Origin of the sequence: Rhizobium sp. P28RR-XV (assembly GCF_012641385.1) — a bacterium.
GTDB lineage: Bacteria > Pseudomonadota > Alphaproteobacteria > Rhizobiales > Rhizobiaceae > Rhizobium.
In genome coordinates this window covers 178333-196293 of record NZ_JABAIG010000011.1, presented here as the reverse complement: position 1 = coordinate 196293, position 17961 = coordinate 178333, and the positions used below count along the sequence as shown (strand labels likewise).

Genomic DNA, 17961 nt, shown 5'->3' with positions numbered 1-17961 from the left:
TCGTCATAGCAATTCCAGGAAAAGTGCGTTAGCGGGTTTCTATTCGGAATCGCGTGAAAAAAGTGATCTAGAAATCCAGATCGGCGTAGTGCGAAACCGGAGTGACACCGCGCACGCGCTCCGCCAGGATCGGTCGGAAGGACGGGCGCGACTTCAGACGCTGATACCATTCCTTGGCGATCGGCGATTCCGTCCAGTCGATTTCACCCAAATAATCTAGCACGGAAACCGAGGCTGCGGCGGCAAGATCGGCATAGCTGAGCCGCTCGCCGGCGAGCCACTGACGGGAGCCCGCGAGCCAGGACAGATATTTCATGTGCTGGCGGATATTGCCGCGCGCCATGCGCATTACCTTGGAATCGGGCGCGCCGCCGCCCTGCTCGGCGGTCATCTGCAGCTTGAACACGCGCTCGCGCGTCAGCGGACGGGTGACGTCCTGCTCCATCTTCTGCATGAACCATTCCGTCAGCCGGCGGATCTCGGCGCGCTGGAACGGATCTTCGGCCAGCAGCCGACGATCGCGCTTCAGAACACCGTGCGTCTCGTCGAGATATTCGGAAATCACGGTCGCGCCACAGAGCGCCCGCATGCTGTCATCGACATAGACAGGCAGGGTGCCGGCGGGGTTGAGCGCCAGGAAGTCGCGTCGCTTTTCCCAGGTCTGCTCCTCGATCAGTTCCGTCTGATAGCCGTATTCGGTCAGGATCAGACGAACGAACCGTGAGGAGGATGACATCGGATGGTGATACAGCGTCGGCATTGGTACTCGGGTGTTTCTGATTGATGCTACGGAGTTTTGGTCGCTATTCTGCGACCCTAGTCATTTGTCATCGGTTGAAGCTATAGGATCTTGGCCTAGTTTGCACAAGCGAATCGGGCCGCCCGGCCGTTTGACAAAGGACACGATATGGCTGAACAAATTATTATCGCGCTGGTTTTGGGCCTCGTGGAGGGGCTTACGGAGTTCATTCCGGTCTCCTCGACGGGCCATTTGATATTGCTCGGACATTTTCTCGGCTTCAAGGAAGCCGCTACTTTCGATGTTTTGATCCAGCTCGGTGCGATTCTCGCCATCCTGCTTGTCTACTTCAATCGGCTCGTCCAGATCGCCAAGGCACTGCCCGTCAGTGTCAAGGCCCGCCACTTCGTGCTGGCCGTCCTGTTCGGCTTCCTGCCGGCCGCCGTCATCGGCGCTCTCGCGCATGATTTCATCAAGACCGTGCTGTTCGACTCGCCGAAGGTCATCTGTATCTCGCTGATTCTTGGCGGCATCGTCCTGCTTGTCATCGACAAGATCGAGTTCAAGCCGAAATACACCAGCGCCTATGAATTCTCCTGGCCGATGGCAATCAAGATCGGTTTCTTCCAGTGCCTGGCCATGATTCCCGGAACCTCGCGTTCCGGTTCCACCATCGTCGGCGCGCTCCTGCTCGGCGCCGACAAGCGCTCCGCCGCCGAATTTTCCTTCTTCCTCGCCATGCCGACAATGGCGGGCGCCTTTGCGCTCGATCTCTGGAAGAGCCGTCACGATCTGAGCATGGATCAGGGGCTGCTGATCGTCGTCGGCTTCTTTACCGCCTTCATCTCGGCGCTGTTCGTGGTGCGCGCACTGCTCGATTTCGTCTCGCGTCGTGGCTACGCCCCCTTTGCATGGTGGCGCATCATCATCGGCGTACTCGGCCTGATCGGTCTTTACACGATCGGCTGAGGCGCATCGCCTGACGTCAAGATACCGAAGAACACGAAGGCCGGTGAGAACCGGCCTTTTCCGTGCCCGGTCAGTTCGAAGAGGACGTGTCGATAGAGCCCGTGGTGCAGGGATCGACGCCGTAGGTCGGCGCACATTCGCCCTTTACCGAGGCGATGCTGCCGCGGGCTACGAAAGAGCCGGCGAGAATCACCAATGCCGCGCACGCAAACAAAAGCGCGATAGACTTGCCCATCGAAAAATGCCTTTCCGCAGAAGTGTGAAGCGCGCCGCAGACCGGTTCATTGTCCAAGCCTGAGACGCGCGGCTGTGTTAGTCAGTGAGATGAGCAATAGCAATAAATGTTCATGTTAAATTTGACGTTAATGCTACTATTTCCACAGTGCGTCTTTTAGGCAACGCTAAGCTGTGAATGAGAGCGGGATTGCGGGGCACACACAAGCGTTTACCGCGGCATTCGAACGATAAAAAACGCCGCTCGGCAGAGCCGGCGGCGTTTTGAATTTCACTGAATTGCCGAATCGTCAGGCAGCCTTGCCGGAACCGGTGAACTGACCCTGCCGACGATAGCGGACGAGATAGGACGGCAGCACGGAGGCAAGCAGCGTCGGCAGCAGGCCGATGCCTTTCAGCGTGCGTCCTTCCGTTTCCGCCTGCTTGGAAACCACGTTGTCGCTCTTCAGCAGCGTGACCTGATCGGAAGTGATCGGCGGGGTGATGAGCGGCACCAGCGAAGCGACCGAGCCGATCAGCGAGGCGATGCCGAACGGAATGGAGACGAGCGACTTCTTCCGGTTGATGACGGCAAGCGTGGTCTCGAGACATTCGCGAAAGGACAACACTTCCGGGCCGCCGAGTTCATAGGTCGTGCCGGCCTTCAGCTTGCCGTCGACGCTACGGGCAACGGTCTCGGCGATATCCTGGACATAGACCGGCTGGAATTTCGTCTTGCCGCCACCGATCAGCGGCAGGAAGGGTGCCGTGCGCGACATGTCGGCAAATTTGTTGAAGAAGCTATCTTCGGGGCCGAAGACGATCGAGGGGCGCAGGATGATTGCGTCCGGCTTGATCGACAGGATGGCGGTTTCAGCGCGAGCCTTGGTGCGGGCATAGGCCGAAGGCGAATTGGCATCGGCACCGAGGGCGGAAATATGCGTCAGCGATGCACCGGCGCCGCGTGCGGCCTCAGCGATCGCCTTGGCGCCGAATTCCTGCACGGCGTCGAAGGTGTTGCGGCCGCTTTCGGCGAGGATGCCGACGCAGTTGACGACATGCTGCGCGCCTTCGACCGCACGGTCGATCGAGTTGCGGTAGCGCACATTGGCCTGGACGATCGAAATCTGGCCGAGATTGCCGAGCGGCTGCAGGAAGCCGGCAAGATCGGGACGGCGCACGGCAACGCGGATGCGATAGCCGCGCTTGGCGAGCGCACGCACGACATGCCGCCCGATGAAGCCCGATCCTCCGAACACGGTAACGAGCGGTGGGAGGTTGGACAGGGTCATGGCAGGCTCCTCGAAAGGCTTTGATTGGGCTGATCTGGTTTCGTCTTAGCCGATCCGGGCGCCGAGGTGAAGTGCTATCGCGCTGCGTTGCGGCGTCGCGTTTTCAAAGGGTTTAAACCCCTTCGACGACGACCATTTCAGCATCCGCCACCTGCTGCCGGATTTTGGCGGCGATCTGGTATTCCGGCGAATTGTAGCAATCGACGGCGTGCTGCAGCGACGGAAATTCGATGACGACATTGCGGCCGCGCGCCGGTCCCTCAAGCGGCGTGAACGCACCGCCGCGCGCGAGGAAATTCGCGCCGTATTTCTCGAAGGCCGGCTTCGCGGCGGCGACGTAGTCCTTGTAGCGCTCGGGGTCGCGGACATCCACGCGCGCGATCCAATATCCCTTTGCCATGTTTTCCTCCCTGCGTGTTTCGGTATCTTAGAGCGCGGAGTCCATCTCGGCGAGGATGGCGCGTGCGGCCTCCTTCGGATCGATCGCCTTGACGATTGGTCTTGCGACGACGAGGTGGCTCGATCCGGCCTTGATGGCGTCTGCCGGCGTCATCACCCGCTTCTGGTCGCCTTTGTCGCTGCCGGCTGGCCGGATGCCAGGGGTCACCAGCGCCATGTCAGGCCCGATGATCTTGCGGACGGCGGAGGACTCCTCCGCTGAACAGACGATGCCGCCCATGCCGGCGAGATGCGCCTGTTCGGCCCGGCGCAGCACTAGCGTATGCGGATCATATTCATAACCGGCGGCGATGAGATCCCCTTCGTCCATCGAGGTCAGCACGGTGACGCCGAGCAGGCATAGGTCGGACCCCTTGGCAGCCTCGACGGCCGCCTTCATCGCTTTCGGATAGGCGTGCAGCGTCAGCATCGACATGCCCATCTTGACGATATTCTCCACGCCGGAGGCCACCGTGTTGTCGATGTCGAGCAGCTTCATATCGAGGAAGATCTTTTTGCCGCTGGCGGCGAGATCGCGGGCGAACTCCAGCCCGCCGGCAAAGGCGAGCTGATAGCCGATCTTGTAGTAGAGGATGTCATCGCCGAGGGCGCCGACCACTTTTTCGGCCTCCTGAAGGTTTGGAACATCCAGTCCAACGATCAAGCGGTCGCGTGCGGTCATCTCAAGCCCATCCCATCCAATCTTCCATGGGTGTCCAGTCGCATGAGACGGCGCGCTTCGCAAGATCGAAACAGAAAAGATTGCCGCCGCCCGGCGGCTGGTCGCCCTGGCGCGCGATCGGTTTGCCCTCGAGGTGGCATTTCAGCAGCGTGCCGACGCCGCCATGGCCGACGAATGCGATCGGCACCTGCGGGTCGTGTCGTGCGAGAACGGCGTCGACATGGGAGACGATCCTTGCCTGCGCGTCGATGGCACGCTCCCAGCCCTTGAAGCTTTCATGCGGATGGGCAAAGAACCAGTCGGCCGCCTTCTCGAACTCCGGTGGGGCCAGGAAGCCCGTGGCGCTGCGGTCGTTTTCATGCATGGCCTCGATGATTTCGATCGGCGCGCCGCTTGCCGTCGCCAAAGCTTCGGCCGTTTCGATCGCCTTGCGTTCGCCGCTGGAGACGATCAGGCCAAGCTCGCGTGCCCAAGGTCGGCTCGCCGCCAGCCGCGCCCGCTCGGCGCCTATTTCGGACAAGCCCCACTCCGGCACAGGCACGGCAGGGTCGATGCGCACCTGCGGGTGCGTAATATAAAGAGCGTACATGGAATTGTCCCAGCGATTGCCTCAGCCGCGGCTGTAGACCCAGAGCTGGGCCGGGGGAATGTTGCGGACGATGAAGTCGTAGTGGCGGATATGGTAGCGGTCCGGCTTGGCGATGATCGGCGAAACCGGCCCGTAGGAGATCTGCACTACCGGGCGGCCTGGCGGCATGCGGTCCAGCAGGCTTTCCAGCAATGCGACGCGCGCCTTCATCGGAAAATTGAGGAGAGGGATACCCGACACGACAGAATCGAAGGTCTGGCCACGCAGCACGCCAAGCGTCGTATCGAGATCGAAGGCATCGCCATTGATGAAGTGGACGCCGGGGTAAAGCTTGACGAGATGATTGTAGAAATCGGTCGAATATTCGACGGCGACGAGATTTTGCGGCTCGACGCCGCGTGCCAGGATCGCCTTGGTGATGGCACCGGTTCCCGGCCCGAGCTCCAGTACGGGCAGGCCGGATTGCGTGTTGACGACGCTCGCCATCTTGCGGGCTGTAATCGATGAGGTGGGAACGATCGACCCCACCGTCTTCGGCCCTTGCATCATGCCTTTGAAGAAACGGATCTCCTCGTCGAACTTCTTGCCCAGCCGTTCCTTGAGACGCAGCGCCATGTTCTCCCCCACCAGATGTTACGGTCGCGACTTACATATCGCTTCTCTAAAATCTTGCAATGCGATGACGCAATAACAAGAGAAAATGTCGCAATTCACAAAGGATCAAATAAAAGCGCCCTTGCGTTGTATAAACGCATGAAAGGGCGCTTTGGTTTCGCTGAAGCCGGGTGATTTTAGGTCTGTTCGACCCAAAACCATCCTGCTCATGAATCAAAAAAGTGGAGCATGATATCGTCCGAACTCCCCTCACACTTTTCAGCATCATGCTCTACACGCGCATCGGCATCAGCACGTAAAGCGCGTCGTCGCCGGCCGTGTCGCGGATGAGTGTCGGCGAGCCGGCATCGGCCAGCAGGAACACGGCAGAATCGCCCGAAAGCTGCGCGGTGATATCAAGCAGGTACTTCGCGTTGAAGCCGATTTCCATCGGATCCATTTCGTAGCCGACAGCGACTTCTTCCGTCGCGCTTCCCGAATCGGGGTTGTTGACCGTCAGCAGTAGTTGCCCGTCCGACAGTGCCAGCTTTACGGCGCGGCCCCGCTCCGACGAAATCGTTGATACGCGATCGACAGCCTGTGCGAAGCTCTGGCAATCGACGCGCATTTCCTTGTCGTTGTTGGCCGGGATGACGCGCTGGTAATCGGGGAAGGTGCCGTCGATCAGCTTCGACGTCATGACGATCGAGCCGATCGTCAGGCGGATCTTGGCGTCGGAGACTTCGACGGTGACCATCGTGTCCGGCGCGTCAACCAGCTTCTGCAGCTCGCCGACAGTCTTGCGCGGGATGATGATGCCGGGCATGCCTTCGGAGCCGGAAGGAGCGCTGACATCGGCACGGGCCAGACGATGACCGTCCGTGGCGACGGCCCTGAGCTTCAGATCGCCGCCGCTCTCGATCGTATGGAAGAAAATGCCGTTCAGGTAGTAGCGCGTCTCTTCGGTGGAAATCGCAAACTGCGTCCGGTCGATCAGCATCTTCAGATCGGCGGCCTTCAGCTTGAAGGAGTGGCTGAAGCTGCCGGCGGTGAGATCCGGGAAGTCTGATTCCGGCAGGCATTGCAGCGAGAACTTCGAACGGCCGGAGGCGACCGTCATCGAGCTGCCGTCGGTGTTGGTGGCAAGAAGCACTTCCGATCCGTCGGACAGCTTGCGCACGATGTCGTAGAGCAGATGCGCCGGTACGGTGGTGGCGCCGGGCTGCTCGACATTGGCGGGCGTCGCCTCGGTGATTTCGAGATCGAGGTCGGTTGCCTTCATGTCGAGGTTTGTACCCTCGGCTTTCAGCAGCACGTTGGACAGGATCGGGATCGTGTTGCGACGCTCGACCACGCGATGCACGTGGTTCAGCGACTTCAGGAGGTTCGACCGCTCAATTGTAATACGCATGGATGCTACCGCTTTCGACCGTGACTTGCCGGGCGGCCCGAGGCGCCCGAGCGACATGTTTTCGGACGAGGCCCGAAAGATTGGACAGGCAACTTGGCAGACTTCTCCATCCGAATGCAAGAGGCATAGGCGATTTGCCAGGCGGCAATTCGACATTTCGTCGACAATGCTCCACAGGAATTGCACCGCTCTTGCCGTCCGCCTGCGCCTCGCCCATAAAGGCGGTTTATCCGAAGTGAATTCAGGACCGGCATGACCGAAGAGCAATCAAGCGGCGGGGCGCGCAGTTTCCGCCTGCATAACAACCAGATTCCGGCCCGCCCCCTCGGACCGGCGCTCTATCTTGTCGCCACACCCATCGGCAATCTCGGCGATATCACGCTGAGGGCGCTGGAGACGCTGGCCGGCGCTGACGTGCTGGCCTGCGAGGATACGCGCGTCACCCGCGTCCTGCTCGATCGCTATGGCATCCAGAACAAACCTTATGCCTACCACGAGCATAATGCCGATGAGGCCGGACCCCGGCTGCTGCAGGCGCTGGAAGCCGGCCGATCGGTGGCGCTGGTCTCCGATGCCGGAACGCCGCTCGTCTCCGATCCCGGCTACCGGCTTGCGGTTCAGGCGATCGAGGCGGGATACAAGGTCGTTCCCATTCCCGGCGCCTCGGCGCCGCTTGCGGCCCTCGTCGGCTCCGGCCTGCCGAACGATGCCTTCTTTTTTGCCGGCTTCCTGCCCGCCAAGGACAAGGGCCGACGCGATCGCCTGGCAGAACTTGCGAGCGTCCCCGCGACGCTCATCTTCTTTGAATCACCGCATCGCATTGCCGCCACGCTTGCCGCTGCCGCCGATGTGCTCGGCGGTGAGCGGGCCGGTGCCGTCTGCCGAGAGCTGACCAAGACCTTCGAGGAATTTCGCCGCGGCACGCTTGCCGAACTCGCGGCATTCTATGAGGCCGTTGACAATGTAAAAGGCGAGATCGTCTGGCTCGTGGGCCCGCCGGCGGAAAGCGTTGCCACCGAAGCCGATGTCGATGCCATTCTGGCCGATCTTGCCGGCACGCTGCCGACGGCCAAGGCGGCAGCCGAGGCTGCGCGCTTGACCGGCTTGCCGCGCAAGGATCTTTATCAGCGCCTTCTCGACATGAAAGAGCGCCATGGCCGATAGGGGGCCTGACGCAGGCGAAAGGCTGAAGCGGCAAAAGGCCTGGCGACGCGGCCATGCCGCCGAATATTTCGCGGCGGCCTTCCTGATGCTCAAGGGCTACCGCATCCTGGCCATCCGCCATCGCACCAAGCTCGGCGAAATCGATATCGTCGCGCGCAAGGGCGATCTCGCCGTCTTCGTCGAGGTCAAATCGCGGCGCGGTGCGCGGGAGGCGATCGACGCTGTTTCCTTCTCCTCGCAGAACCGCATCCGCGCCGCCAGCGATCTTTGGCTGGCCCGGCAACCGGATTTCGCCCGCCTGTCGCAACGCTACGACATCGTCGCCATGCTGCCCGGCCGCTGGCCGCGGCATTTTCCGGATGCTTTTTGAGCACGACGTTACAGGACCGTCATAAAATCAGCCTATTGCCGGGCGACCAACCCAAGCGATTTTCCGCCGGCGCTCATCTCGTTTCGACAGGCCCCATCATGATCCGCAACACCGTCTCCGCTTTCACCGTTCCCTCGCAGGAGGAGCGCAAGAGCTTCGTCTTGCTCGAAAAGACCCCGGCCGTTCACGCCGCGAAGCTCTCATCGCTCGCCTGCCTGAATACGGTGCGCATCGGCGGGGCTGATGCGCAAATCGAGGCCTTGTCCTTCCCGTTTACAGTCGCTGCGTGGAATCTCGAGCGCTGCCTGTTTCCTGAGGAAAGTGCTGCCAAGCTGCGGGCGACGGGGGCGCCGCTGATCCTGCTGTCGGAAATGGATCAGGGCATGGCCCGCACCGAGCAACGCGACCCGACCGCTGTTATCGCCGATGAGCTCGGTATGAACCATGCCTATGGCGTCGAGTTCCTGGAGCTCAGCCTCGGCTCGGAAATCGAGCGCTCCTACTGCCGCGACGATTTCAACGAAAAGGGCTTTCACGGCAATGCGCTGATGGCCGCCGTCGCCCTGAAGGATGCTTTCATGATCCGCCTGCCGGGCGAGGCCGTCTGGTTCAACGATAGCAACGAACAGCCGCGCATCGGCGATCGCTGTGCTCTTGGCGCCATCGTCGCAACGGAGGCCGGTCCCATCGTCGCTGTTTCCGTTCACCTCGAAAGCGTGGCGACCGCTGCCTATCGCGAGCGGCAGATGGCGGCGCTGATCGATGTTGTCGAAGCCTTCGCACCAGGCCTGCCCATCCTGATCGGCGGCGATCTCAATACCGGCAACCACACCGGCGGCGATTACTCGACCGATACGCTGTTTGCCATGGCCGAGGGTTGCGGCTTCGAATGCCACGGCGGGCCGCTGGATCAGACGAGCACACGCCCGAGCCTGATCACGCGCTTTCCCGATCGCACCATGAAGCTCGACTGGTTCATCACCCGCGGTTTGAAGATCGGCGAAAGCCACCTTGTTTCCTCCCTCAATGAAGAGGGCAAACCGCTATCCGACCATGACATGATCGTCTGCACGATCGAAGGCTTTTCGGCCTGATCGCTGCAATCGTTAAAATGCGCTGGGTTTCATGAACCGCGCCGTTACCGCTTCCATGCGATGAGATCGCAGACGCGCATGGAATTTTGGGGGATTGCATGGTCTTGAAACTGATGTTGACGAGCATGGCGGCCTTTGCCGCGCGTGCCGTCCCGGCGGTCGTCGCGCTGCCGCAATCGAAAAGCTTCGTCGCCGGCGCCAGCGCCGAGATGGAAATGAAGCCGTCGCCGATCGAGCCCTCCTGGATCCTGGCGGGCAATCCGGTTGCCCGCATCGCCGAGCATTCGCGTGGGCAGGACGATGCCGCCATGACGGCGCTGTGGGATTGCACCGCCGGCGAATTTCGCTGGTATTTCGGCTGGGACGAAACGGTGATGATCCTCGAAGGCGAAGTGCATATCACCACCGAAGACGGCGTCGAGCGTACGCTCAGCGCCGGCGACGTCGCCTATTTCGCCGGTGGCACCTGGGCGACATGGCGCATCGACCGCTATTTGCGCAAGGTCGCCTTTTTACGCAGGCCGTTCCCGAAGCCTTTGAGCATGGCGTATCGGCTGCGCAACTTCGTCCGCCAGGGCGGCGCGCAGGGCCTCGCCGCCTGAACCGATCAGCCTTGACGGAAGCTATTGAATAGCCGTTGCGTTTGAATGCGGGCCGACCTACATCTGTCCGCAAATTCGAGCGAGGGCTGACTATGGCTGGTATCAAGAATGTTGCGGTCCAGATGGACCATGTGAAGAGCATCAACATTGCGGGTGACTCGACCTTCGCCATGAGCCTCGAGGCACAGAACCGCGGCTACAAGCTCTTCCACTATACGCCCGAGCGGCTGAGCATGCGCGACGGCAAGATCTATGCCTCCGTCGAGCCGATGATCCTGCGTGACGTTAAGGACGATCACTTCGAGCTCGGCGAACCCGAGCGCGTCGATCTCTCGACCATGGACGTTGTTCTGCTGCGCCAGGACCCGCCATTCGACATGGCCTATATCACCTCGACGCATCTCTTGGAGCGCATCCATCCGAAGACGCTCGTCGTCAATGATCCGGCCTGGGTGCGCAATTCGCCGGAAAAGATCTTCGTCACCGAATTTGCCGATCTCATGCCGAAGACGCTGATCACCCGCGATCCCGCCGAAATCCGCCGCTTCCGCGATGAGATGGGCGATATCATCCTGAAGCCGCTTTACGGCAACGGCGGCGCCGGCGTCTTCCACTCGACGCGTGATGACCGCAATCTCTCGTCCCTGCTTGAGATGTTCGGCCAGCTCTTCCGCGAGCCCTTCATCGCCCAGCAATACCTGCCTGACGTGCGCAAGGGCGACAAGCGCATCATCCTCGTCGATGGCGAAGCCGTCGGCGCCATAAACCGCGTGCCGGCCGAGCACGACGCCCGCTCCAATATGCATGTCGGCGGTCGCGCCGAAGCCACCGAGCTGACGGCGCGCGAACAGGAAATCTGTAAGCGCATCGGCCCGGCCCTGAAAGAGCGCGGCTTCCTGCTCGTCGGCATCGACGTCATCGGCGACTATATGACCGAGATCAACGTCACGTCGCCGACCGGCATCCGCGAAGTCAAGCGCTTCGGCGGCGCCGATATCGCCAGCCTGCTCTGGGATGCGATCGAAGCCAAGCGGGCCTGATCGGCAGTTCCCCGCCATGCTTTCCAGCTGATCAATAGCCTTCACCAGGCATATCGATGATTTCGACATGCCTGGGTGAAGCTTTGTTCGTTTATTGTTCTTGTTTCATTCTTTGTCTTATGCCAGATTGCAACCCGAAGTTTGCTGATCGGGGCACGTAACGGCAAACGGGTTCGGTGACGGGGGATAGGGCATGGTGGCGCGCGTCAGTACGGTTGCGTTTCAGGGTATCGAAGGCGTACCGGTAGAAGTGCAGGTGATGATCGCGCCGGGAAAGGTGCTGATGCATATTGTCGGCCTGCCCGACAAGGCAGTCGCCGAAAGCCGGGAGCGGGTCCAGGCGGCGCTGCACGCCTCCGGCCTTGCCTTGCCGCCGAAGAAAGTCACCGTCAATCTCGCGCCGGCGGACCTGCCCAAGGAGGGCAGCCACTTCGATCTTGCGATCGCACTCGGTCTGATGGCGGCGCTTGGCGCGATCCCGGCTGATGCCCTGTCGTCCTATACCGTCATCGGCGAACTCAATCTCGACGGCACGATCGCACCGGTTGCCGGCGCGCTTCCCGCGGCGATCGCCGCCAATGCCATGGGCAAGGGGCTGATCTGCCCGGCCGAAAGCGGGCCGGAAGCAGCCTGGGCCGGCAAGGAGATCGACATCCTGGCGCCACGCAGCCTGATCGCGCTCGCCAATCATTTCCGTGGCACCCAGGTCCTGTCACGGCCGGAACCGTCCGTTCGCTCCAATGCTGCCAATCTGCCCGATCTTGCCGATATCAAGGGGCAGGAAAGTGCCAAACGCGCCTTGGAAGTGGCGGCGGCCGGCGGGCATAACCTGCTTTTCGTCGGACCTCCCGGTTCCGGTAAGTCTATGCTCGCCTCTCGCCTGCCGTCAATCCTGCCTCCATTGTCGACAACCGAATTGCTTGAGGTGTCGATGATCCATTCGATCGCCGGTCAGCTTTCCGGCGGCAAGCTCTCCGATCGGCGGCCCTATCGAGCGCCGCATCACTCAGCCACCATGGCGGCGCTTGTCGGCGGCGGCCTGCGCGCCAGGCCGGGGGAAGCATCGCTCGCCCATCACGGCATTCTGTTCCTCGACGAGCTGCCGGAATTTTCGCCACAGGCACTCGATGCGCTGCGTCAGCCGCTGGAAACCGGAGAGTGCGTTATTGCCAGGGCAAACCACCGTGTCTCCTATCCGGCCGGCATCCAGCTCGTGGCGGCGATGAATCCCTGCCGCTGCGGCATGGCCGGCGAACCGGGCCACACCTGCGCCCGTGGACCACGCTGTGCCAGCGATTATCAGGGCCGCATTTCCGGCCCCTTGCTCGATCGTATCGATATCCGCATCGACGTGCCGGCGGTATCGGCCGCCGATCTCATCCGGCCGACAGCGGCCGAAAAGAGTGCCGATGTCGCGCTCCGCGTCGCCCGTGCCCGTGAACGGCAGCGGGAACGTTTCGAAAGGGCTGGCGTGAAGAACGTTTCGACCAACGCCCGCTGTTCGACCGCGATGATCGAAACCATCGCCGAGCCGGACGCTGCCGGTCTGCAGTTGCTGCGCGATGCGGCAGAGAAAATGAAGTTCTCGGCCCGTGGCTATCATCGCATCCTCAAGGTGGCACGCACCCTTGCCGATCTCGACGACAAGGCCGACCGTCGGGCGCATCCATCTCGCCGAAGCCATCTCCTATCGCATTGCCGGCGAGCGGTTGGTTGCGCATGCCTGAATGAAAAAGGGGCGCCGAAGCACCCCTTCCAATTCAATCCGATGGCGGGCTCTCAGCCGCCAAGGCCCTCGAACAGCGCCGTCGAGAGATAGCGCTCGGCGAAGGAGGGGATGATGACGACGATGTTTTTGCCCTCGTTTTCAGGACGCTGGCCGACCTTGATGGCTGCTGCCAGCGCCGCGCCGGAGGAGATACCGACAGGCACGCCTTCGAGCTTGGCCACGAGACGGGCATGCTGGAAGGCCTCATCATTGCTGACGGTGACCACCTCGTCATAGACATGGGTGTCGAGGATCTTCGGCGCAAAGCCGGCGCCGATGCCTTGGATCTTGTGCGGGCCGGGATTGCCGCCGGAAAGAACTGGCGAATCCGTCGGCTCGACCGCAATGACCTTGATATCGGCCTTGCGGGCCTTCAGCACCTGGCCGACGCCGGTGATCGTGCCGCCGGTGCCGATGCCGGAAACGAAAATATCCACTTTGCCTTCGGTATCGTTCCAGATTTCCTCGGCCGTCGTCTTGCGATGGATTTCCGGGTTGGCCGGATTTTCGAACTGCTGCGGAATGACCGCATCCGGTAGGGTCGAAGCCAGTTCTTCCGCCTTGGCGATGGCGCCCTTCATGCCCTTCGGTCCCTCGGTCAACACCAGTTCGGCGCCGAGCAGCGCCAGCATCTTGCGGCGTTCGATCGACATGGTCTCCGGCATGGTGAGGATCAGCCGGTAACCCTTGGCGGCGGCGGCGAAGGCGAGCGCGATGCCGGTATTGCCCGAGGTCGGCTCGATCAGCACGGTCCTGCCGGGGGCGATCTTGCCCTGCGATTCCAGACTCTCGATCATGGCGACGCCGATGCGGTCTTTCACGGAGGCGATCGGATTGAAGAATTCAAGCTTTGCCAGGAGGTTGGCCTTGACGCCCTTCTCCTTCGCCAGCTTGTCGAGACGGACGATCGGCGTGTCGCCGATGGTCTCGGTGATCGAGGTATAGACGCGGCCGCGACCGGGTTTGCGGGTGTCGGACATGGGTAGCTCTCCCTACATTTGAATTATGCAGTGACAATAGGATCAAACGCCTGCGGAAACCAGAGTGCGCGCCCTTTGTCGCCGCGTCGACCGTGAGAAAAGAATCTCTCACGGCCCTTCTTTGGGGATGTTTATTTCAGGCTGCTCGCGCCGCGATGAAGGCAGCCGTTGCGGCGAGGATACTGGCCGCAGCCCTGTTCAGGAACTGCAGCGCTCTCGGCTTCTTGAGGAAAGTCCGGGCTCGCGAGGCGAGCAGCATATAGGGAACGAGTACGATCAGAAGAACGATAAAGGTTGCCGCCATCAGGATCGCATATTCCCGCAGGCCGATGCTGCCGATGTCGATCAGAGTCGGCACCAGCGCGACATAGAAAAGCATGGTCTTGGGGTTGCCGAGCGTCACCAGCAGGCCCGAGAGAAAGGACATCCCGGCACCGTTCGATTTTTTGGCGGCGATATCGGTGGCGAGCAGGCCCGCCGTCCAAAGCTTCCAGGCGATATAGCCGAGATAAAGCGCGCCCGCGATCTTGATGACGATGAACACCTCGGTGAACGCCTGCGCCACGAAAGCAAGACCGAGAACGACCGCCGTCAGGTAGATGGTGTCGCCGAGCACAAGGCCGAGGCCCATGAAGAAGGTCTCGCGGAAACCGGAGCCGAGGGCGCGCGCCACGATCGCCGTGATGCCGGGGCCTGGAATGGCCGCCGCAACGAAGAGCGCGCCGCAATAGGCGAGCAGGGACGCAAGCGTCATGGCCATTTCCTCCTCAGATGGTGCCTGCTCTACCGCACCACCTTTGCGGTTTCAAGCGATTGCGCTGGCGCTGCGAACATATTACCAAGGCGTTGACGGCGCGTCGAAACCGCTTTGCCCAAGGATATCATGTCTTCCGCATTGCTCCTGATCGATCTTCAGAACTCCATCCTGACCGGCCTTGGCACGCCGGAGCGTCAGCCTGATATCGATGCGGCGCTGGAGGCGGTCGTCGCCAAGCTCGCGGCACTGAAGCACAAGGCGCGTGCCGCCGGCATCCCCGCCTTCATCGTCCAGCATGACGGCAGCCCGGGGCATCGCCTGGTCAAGCGCAGCGAAGGCTGGCAGCTGCGCCGGGAAATCGCGCCCGAAGCCGGCGATGTCGTCGTGCACAAGACAAGTTGCGATTCCTTCTTCGAGACGGATCTGGAAGCGCGCTTGCAGGCGCGCGGCGTCACTCATCTCATCGTCGGCGGCTGCATGACGCAGTTCTGCGTCGATACGACCGTGCGGCGTGCCGTTTCGCTCGGTTTCGACGTCACGCTGGTCTCCGACGGCCACACCACGGCCGATATGGGCAAGCTCACCTTCGAAGACATTGTCACCCACCACAATATGCTGCTTGACGGCTTCGATGCCGGGCCGCATGAAATCAAGCTCGCTGTTTCCAGCGAAATTCTTTTCTGAAGATCTTCCCGCCGCCGGAGGCTTTATGCCGCATCTGACCAGTATGATCACCTTTGCCCTGATCGCTCTCGGTATGGTGCTGACACCCGGACCGAACATGATCTATCTGGTGTCGCGCTCGATCTCGCAAGGGCCGGTAGCCGGGCTGATCTCGCTCGGCGGTGTGGCATGCGGCTTCCTCTTCTACATGCTGTCGGCAGCACTCGGCATCACCGCCTTCGTCTTCGCCGTTCCCTTCGCCTATGATGCTCTGCGGCTGGTGGGCGCTGCCTATCTTGCCTGGCTCGCCTGGAATGCGCTGAAGCCTGGCGGCCGTTCCGCATTTCAGGTGCGCGAACTGCCGAAGGACAGCACACGCCGGCTCTTCTCCATGGGGCTGGTGACCAGCCTGCTGAACCCGAAGGTCGCGATCCTTTATTTGTCGCTGTTGCCGCAATTCATCGATCCCGCCGCCGGCAGCGTCTTCACTCAATCGCTTGTTCTCGGTTTTGCGCAGATCGTCATTAGCGTGACATTCAATGCCATCTTCGCGCTCAGCGCAGGCTGGATCGCGATGTTCCTCACCCACCGCCCGTCCTTCGCCCTGGTGCAGCGCTGGCTGATGGGCACGGTGCTGGCCGGGCTCGCCGTACGAATGGCTTTCGAAGCGCAGCGCTGATGCGAGGCGTGTCGCAAGCCGTCACCGCGGGTCTTCTGGCGCTCGCCTCGCTCGCAAGCTTCGCGCCGCCCGTTTCGGCAGCGGAGGCGGGAACGCGGACGATCGTCTTCATGCGTCATGGTGAAAAGCCGGAAGCGGGTCTTGGCCAATTGAGCTGCCAGGGGCTTAACCGGGCACTGGCGCTACCACCGGTGCTGACAAAGCTCTTCGGCAAGCCCGCGGCGATCTTTGCGCCCGATGCGTCGAAACGGAAAGAGGATTCCGGCGCGTCCTACGATTATATCCGCCCACTCGCGACCATCGAGCCGACCGCTATCGCCCTCGGCATGCCGGTCGATACCAGCTTCGGCTATGAGGATATCGACGACCTGAAAGCCGAGCTGAAGAAGCCTGATTATGCCGGCAAGCTGATCTTCGTCGCCTGGGAGCACAAGCAGATAGTCAATCTCGCCCGCCAGCTGATGAGTGAGAACGGCGGCGATGCCGGTGCGGTGCCGAAATGGCACGGCAAGGATTTCGACAGCCTCTATGTGCTGCGCATCGGCGGGAGCAAAGCCGGATCGGCGGTTACGTTCGAAAAAATGGCGGAAGGCCTCGACGGCCAGCCGCAGGCTTGCCCGCAGCCGGCCAAATAATCTTAGAACACGGGCCGCATGAAGCTGCGCTCATAGCTGACGATGCAGCGCGTTTCCTCGCCATAGGCGAAGGCGGCCTGGCATTCCGCATCCTCGGCCATCTTGAGCCGATATTCCTCATAGGCGGCAAGGCTCGGAAAGCTGAACAGCGCCAGCGCAATGTTGTTCGTGCCTTCGTGCGGCATGAAATAGCCGTGATGGGTGCCGCCCAGCCGGTTGACCAACGGAATCCAGAGCTTGGCGTAGTGTTCGAACTGGGCGAGCTTGTAAGGGTCGATCGTATAGCGCAGATAGCAGGTGATCATTCGGCGGTCCCCTTTGAAAGACGATCGTTTCTATGACGGGGCAGGGAGATCGTCCAGCCTAGATTCATGCCGGCAGCGGCTCCCAGGATGATGATCGCGCCGGCGATCTGTGCCGCGCCGAGCACGTGGCCGAAGGCAAAGCGATCGACCACGATGGCGGCGATCGGATAGATGAAGGACAATGCGCCGGTCAGATGTGTCGGCAGCTTCTGGATGGCGCCATAGAGCAGCACATACATCAGGCCGGTATGAACGACGCCCATGGTGACGAGGATCGACCATCCGCCGGCATCCCGCGGGGCCGCGGAGAAATCGGTAAAGGGCGCCAGCATCAGGATACCTGTCGAAACCTGGATGAGCGCGATCAGATGCGGCGGCGTACCCTTCAGCCATTTCGCCGCAATCGCCGCCAGCGCATAGAAGAAGGCCGCGCCCAGCGAAAGCAGGATACCGATCGCATAGCTTCCGGCACCCGCCGCCTCGGCGGGCTTGCCCTCGACGATGACAGCCATGCCGGCAAAGGCGAGGAGCAGCCAGAAGAGCTTGGTGAAGGTGATCCGCTCGCCGAGGAACAGCGCGCCGAGCCCCAGCAGCATGAAGGGCTGCGTATTGTAGACGGTCGTGGCGATGGAAATGGAGGCGTGCGAGTAGGCAGCGAACAGCAGCAGCCAGTTGAGAACGATGGCGATGCCGCCGCCGACCGCGATGGAGAACCTCTTGAGATTGAGGATGCCAGGGCGGATCAGGCCCATGGCCGCGCAGATGACGAGCAATGTCAGCGCGCCGAACAAGCAGCGCCAGAAGACAACGCCGGTCACGGCCTGCCCCGACATCAGCACGAACCATCCGATCGTTCCTGAAATCAGCATCGCCGCCGTCATTTCCATCGTGCCGCGTCTTGTCTCGTTCATTTGTCTTCGCTCCCGCCTATCGAAGCCAATCATATTGCGGCACGAGCGTGGATAATATAGATTTAA

The 17961-nt window shown here is 61.5% G+C and carries 21 protein-coding genes and 1 pseudogene; 10 read left to right on the top strand and 12 right to left on the bottom strand.

Annotation, left to right across the window (positions count from 1 at the left end):
- Positions 1 to 67 precede the first annotated feature (67 nt).
- Entirely contained in the window at positions 68 to 760 is a 693-nt protein-coding gene (locus tag HGP12_RS23895; RefSeq protein WP_168841290.1) for a glutathione S-transferase family protein, read from the bottom strand.
- A gap of 147 nt (positions 761 to 907) precedes the next feature.
- Between HGP12_RS23895 and HGP12_RS23890 the strand changes: the two genes are divergently transcribed.
- A complete protein-coding gene (locus HGP12_RS23890; RefSeq protein ID WP_168841289.1) occupies positions 908 to 1708 on the top strand; it encodes an undecaprenyl-diphosphate phosphatase in 801 nt (266 codons plus the stop codon).
- Between the two features lie 70 nt (positions 1709 to 1778).
- Here the strand turns inward: HGP12_RS23890 and HGP12_RS23885 are convergent, their stop codons facing one another.
- The 7 genes from HGP12_RS23885 to dnaN all read right to left on the bottom strand — a co-directional run bounded on the left by HGP12_RS23885 (position 1779) and on the right by dnaN (position 6984).
- Entirely contained in the window at positions 1779 to 1943 is a 165-nt protein-coding gene (locus HGP12_RS23885; protein WP_168841288.1) for a hypothetical protein, read from the bottom strand.
- A gap of 289 nt (positions 1944 to 2232) precedes the next feature.
- On the bottom strand, positions 2233 to 3213 hold the full coding sequence (locus tag HGP12_RS23880) for a complex I NDUFA9 subunit family protein (protein ID WP_168841287.1): 981 nt from the start codon (positions 3211 to 3213) through the stop codon (positions 2233 to 2235).
- A gap of 112 nt (positions 3214 to 3325) precedes the next feature.
- Positions 3326 to 3613, bottom strand: coding sequence for a DUF1330 domain-containing protein (locus tag HGP12_RS23875; RefSeq protein WP_168841286.1), 288 nt, complete (start codon positions 3611 to 3613; stop codon positions 3326 to 3328).
- Positions 3614 to 3640: 27 nt separating this feature from the next.
- Entirely contained in the window at positions 3641 to 4333 is a 693-nt protein-coding gene (gene pyrF / locus HGP12_RS23870) for an orotidine-5'-phosphate decarboxylase (protein WP_168841285.1), read from the bottom strand.
- Between the two features lies 1 nt (position 4334).
- On the bottom strand, positions 4335 to 4922 hold the full coding sequence (locus HGP12_RS23865; RefSeq protein ID WP_168841284.1) for a histidine phosphatase family protein: 588 nt from the start codon (positions 4920 to 4922) through the stop codon (positions 4335 to 4337).
- Positions 4923 to 4943: 21 nt separating this feature from the next.
- Positions 4944 to 5537: a phospholipid N-methyltransferase PmtA gene (gene pmtA, locus HGP12_RS23860; protein WP_168841283.1), complete on the bottom strand. Its 594-nt coding sequence runs from the start codon at positions 5535 to 5537 to the stop codon at positions 4944 to 4946.
- A gap of 271 nt (positions 5538 to 5808) precedes the next feature.
- On the bottom strand, positions 5809 to 6984 hold the full coding sequence (gene dnaN / locus HGP12_RS23855) for a DNA polymerase III subunit beta (protein WP_312862927.1): 1176 nt from the start codon (positions 6982 to 6984) through the stop codon (positions 5809 to 5811).
- Positions 6985 to 7179: 195 nt separating this feature from the next.
- Between dnaN and rsmI the strand changes: the two genes are divergently transcribed.
- The 6 genes and pseudogenes from rsmI to HGP12_RS23825 all read left to right on the top strand — a co-directional run bounded on the left by rsmI (position 7180) and on the right by HGP12_RS23825 (position 12924).
- Entirely contained in the window at positions 7180 to 8091 is a 912-nt protein-coding gene (rsmI, locus tag HGP12_RS23850; protein ID WP_168841281.1) for a 16S rRNA (cytidine(1402)-2'-O)-methyltransferase, read from the top strand.
- Positions 8081 to 8461: a YraN family protein gene (locus HGP12_RS23845; protein WP_168841280.1), complete on the top strand. Its 381-nt coding sequence runs from the start codon at positions 8081 to 8083 to the stop codon at positions 8459 to 8461. The genes rsmI and HGP12_RS23845 overlap by 11 nt, the downstream gene beginning before the upstream one ends.
- Positions 8462 to 8559: 98 nt before the next feature.
- Positions 8560 to 9555, top strand: a complete 996-nt coding sequence (locus tag HGP12_RS23840; protein ID WP_168879634.1) for an endonuclease/exonuclease/phosphatase family protein — start codon at positions 8560 to 8562, stop codon at positions 9553 to 9555.
- 98 nt (positions 9556 to 9653) lie between these two features.
- Entirely contained in the window at positions 9654 to 10157 is a 504-nt protein-coding gene (locus HGP12_RS23835) for a cupin domain-containing protein (RefSeq protein ID WP_168841279.1), read from the top strand.
- 92 nt (positions 10158 to 10249) lie between these two features.
- A complete protein-coding gene (gshB, locus tag HGP12_RS23830) occupies positions 10250 to 11197 on the top strand; it encodes a glutathione synthase (RefSeq protein ID WP_168841278.1) in 948 nt (315 codons plus the stop codon).
- A gap of 193 nt (positions 11198 to 11390) precedes the next feature.
- A pseudogene (locus HGP12_RS23825) lies at positions 11391 to 12924 on the top strand (YifB family Mg chelatase-like AAA ATPase).
- 52 nt (positions 12925 to 12976) lie between these two features.
- Here the strand turns inward: HGP12_RS23825 and cysK are convergent.
- Positions 12977 to 13945: a cysteine synthase A gene (cysK, locus tag HGP12_RS23820; protein ID WP_168841277.1), complete on the bottom strand. Its 969-nt coding sequence runs from the start codon at positions 13943 to 13945 to the stop codon at positions 12977 to 12979.
- 136 nt (positions 13946 to 14081) lie between these two features.
- Positions 14082 to 14699 carry a LysE family translocator gene (locus HGP12_RS23815; RefSeq protein WP_168841276.1) on the bottom strand — a complete coding sequence of 206 codons (618 nt, stop codon included), beginning with the start codon at positions 14697 to 14699 and terminating at the stop codon, positions 14082 to 14084.
- Positions 14700 to 14828: 129 nt separating this feature from the next.
- On the opposite strand from HGP12_RS23815, the gene HGP12_RS23810 reads away from it, so the two are divergent.
- The 3 genes from HGP12_RS23810 to HGP12_RS23800 are packed head-to-tail and all read left to right on the top strand — an operon-like array spanning position 14829 to position 16679.
- Positions 14829 to 15386 (top strand): cysteine hydrolase family protein, encoded by a 558-nt coding sequence (locus tag HGP12_RS23810; RefSeq protein ID WP_168841275.1) that lies wholly within the window; start codon positions 14829 to 14831, stop codon positions 15384 to 15386.
- A 25-nt stretch (positions 15387 to 15411) separates the two neighbouring features.
- On the top strand, positions 15412 to 16044 hold the full coding sequence (locus tag HGP12_RS23805; RefSeq protein ID WP_168841274.1) for a LysE family translocator: 633 nt from the start codon (positions 15412 to 15414) through the stop codon (positions 16042 to 16044).
- Complete coding sequence (locus tag HGP12_RS23800; protein ID WP_168841273.1) at positions 16044 to 16679, top strand: hypothetical protein; 636 nt, start codon at positions 16044 to 16046, stop codon at positions 16677 to 16679. The genes HGP12_RS23805 and HGP12_RS23800 overlap by 1 nt, the downstream gene beginning before the upstream one ends.
- Positions 16680 to 16681: 2 nt before the next feature.
- On the opposite strand, the gene HGP12_RS23795 is transcribed toward HGP12_RS23800, so the two are convergent.
- Together HGP12_RS23795 and HGP12_RS23790 are read right to left on the bottom strand one after the other, a co-directional pair.
- Entirely contained in the window at positions 16682 to 16984 is a 303-nt protein-coding gene (locus HGP12_RS23795; RefSeq protein ID WP_149632832.1) for an NIPSNAP family protein, read from the bottom strand.
- Complete coding sequence (locus tag HGP12_RS23790; RefSeq protein ID WP_168841272.1) at positions 16981 to 17895, bottom strand: DMT family transporter; 915 nt, start codon at positions 17893 to 17895, stop codon at positions 16981 to 16983. Before HGP12_RS23790 ends, HGP12_RS23795 begins: the two co-directional genes overlap by 4 nt.
- Between the last annotated feature and the right edge of the window lie 66 nt (positions 17896 to 17961).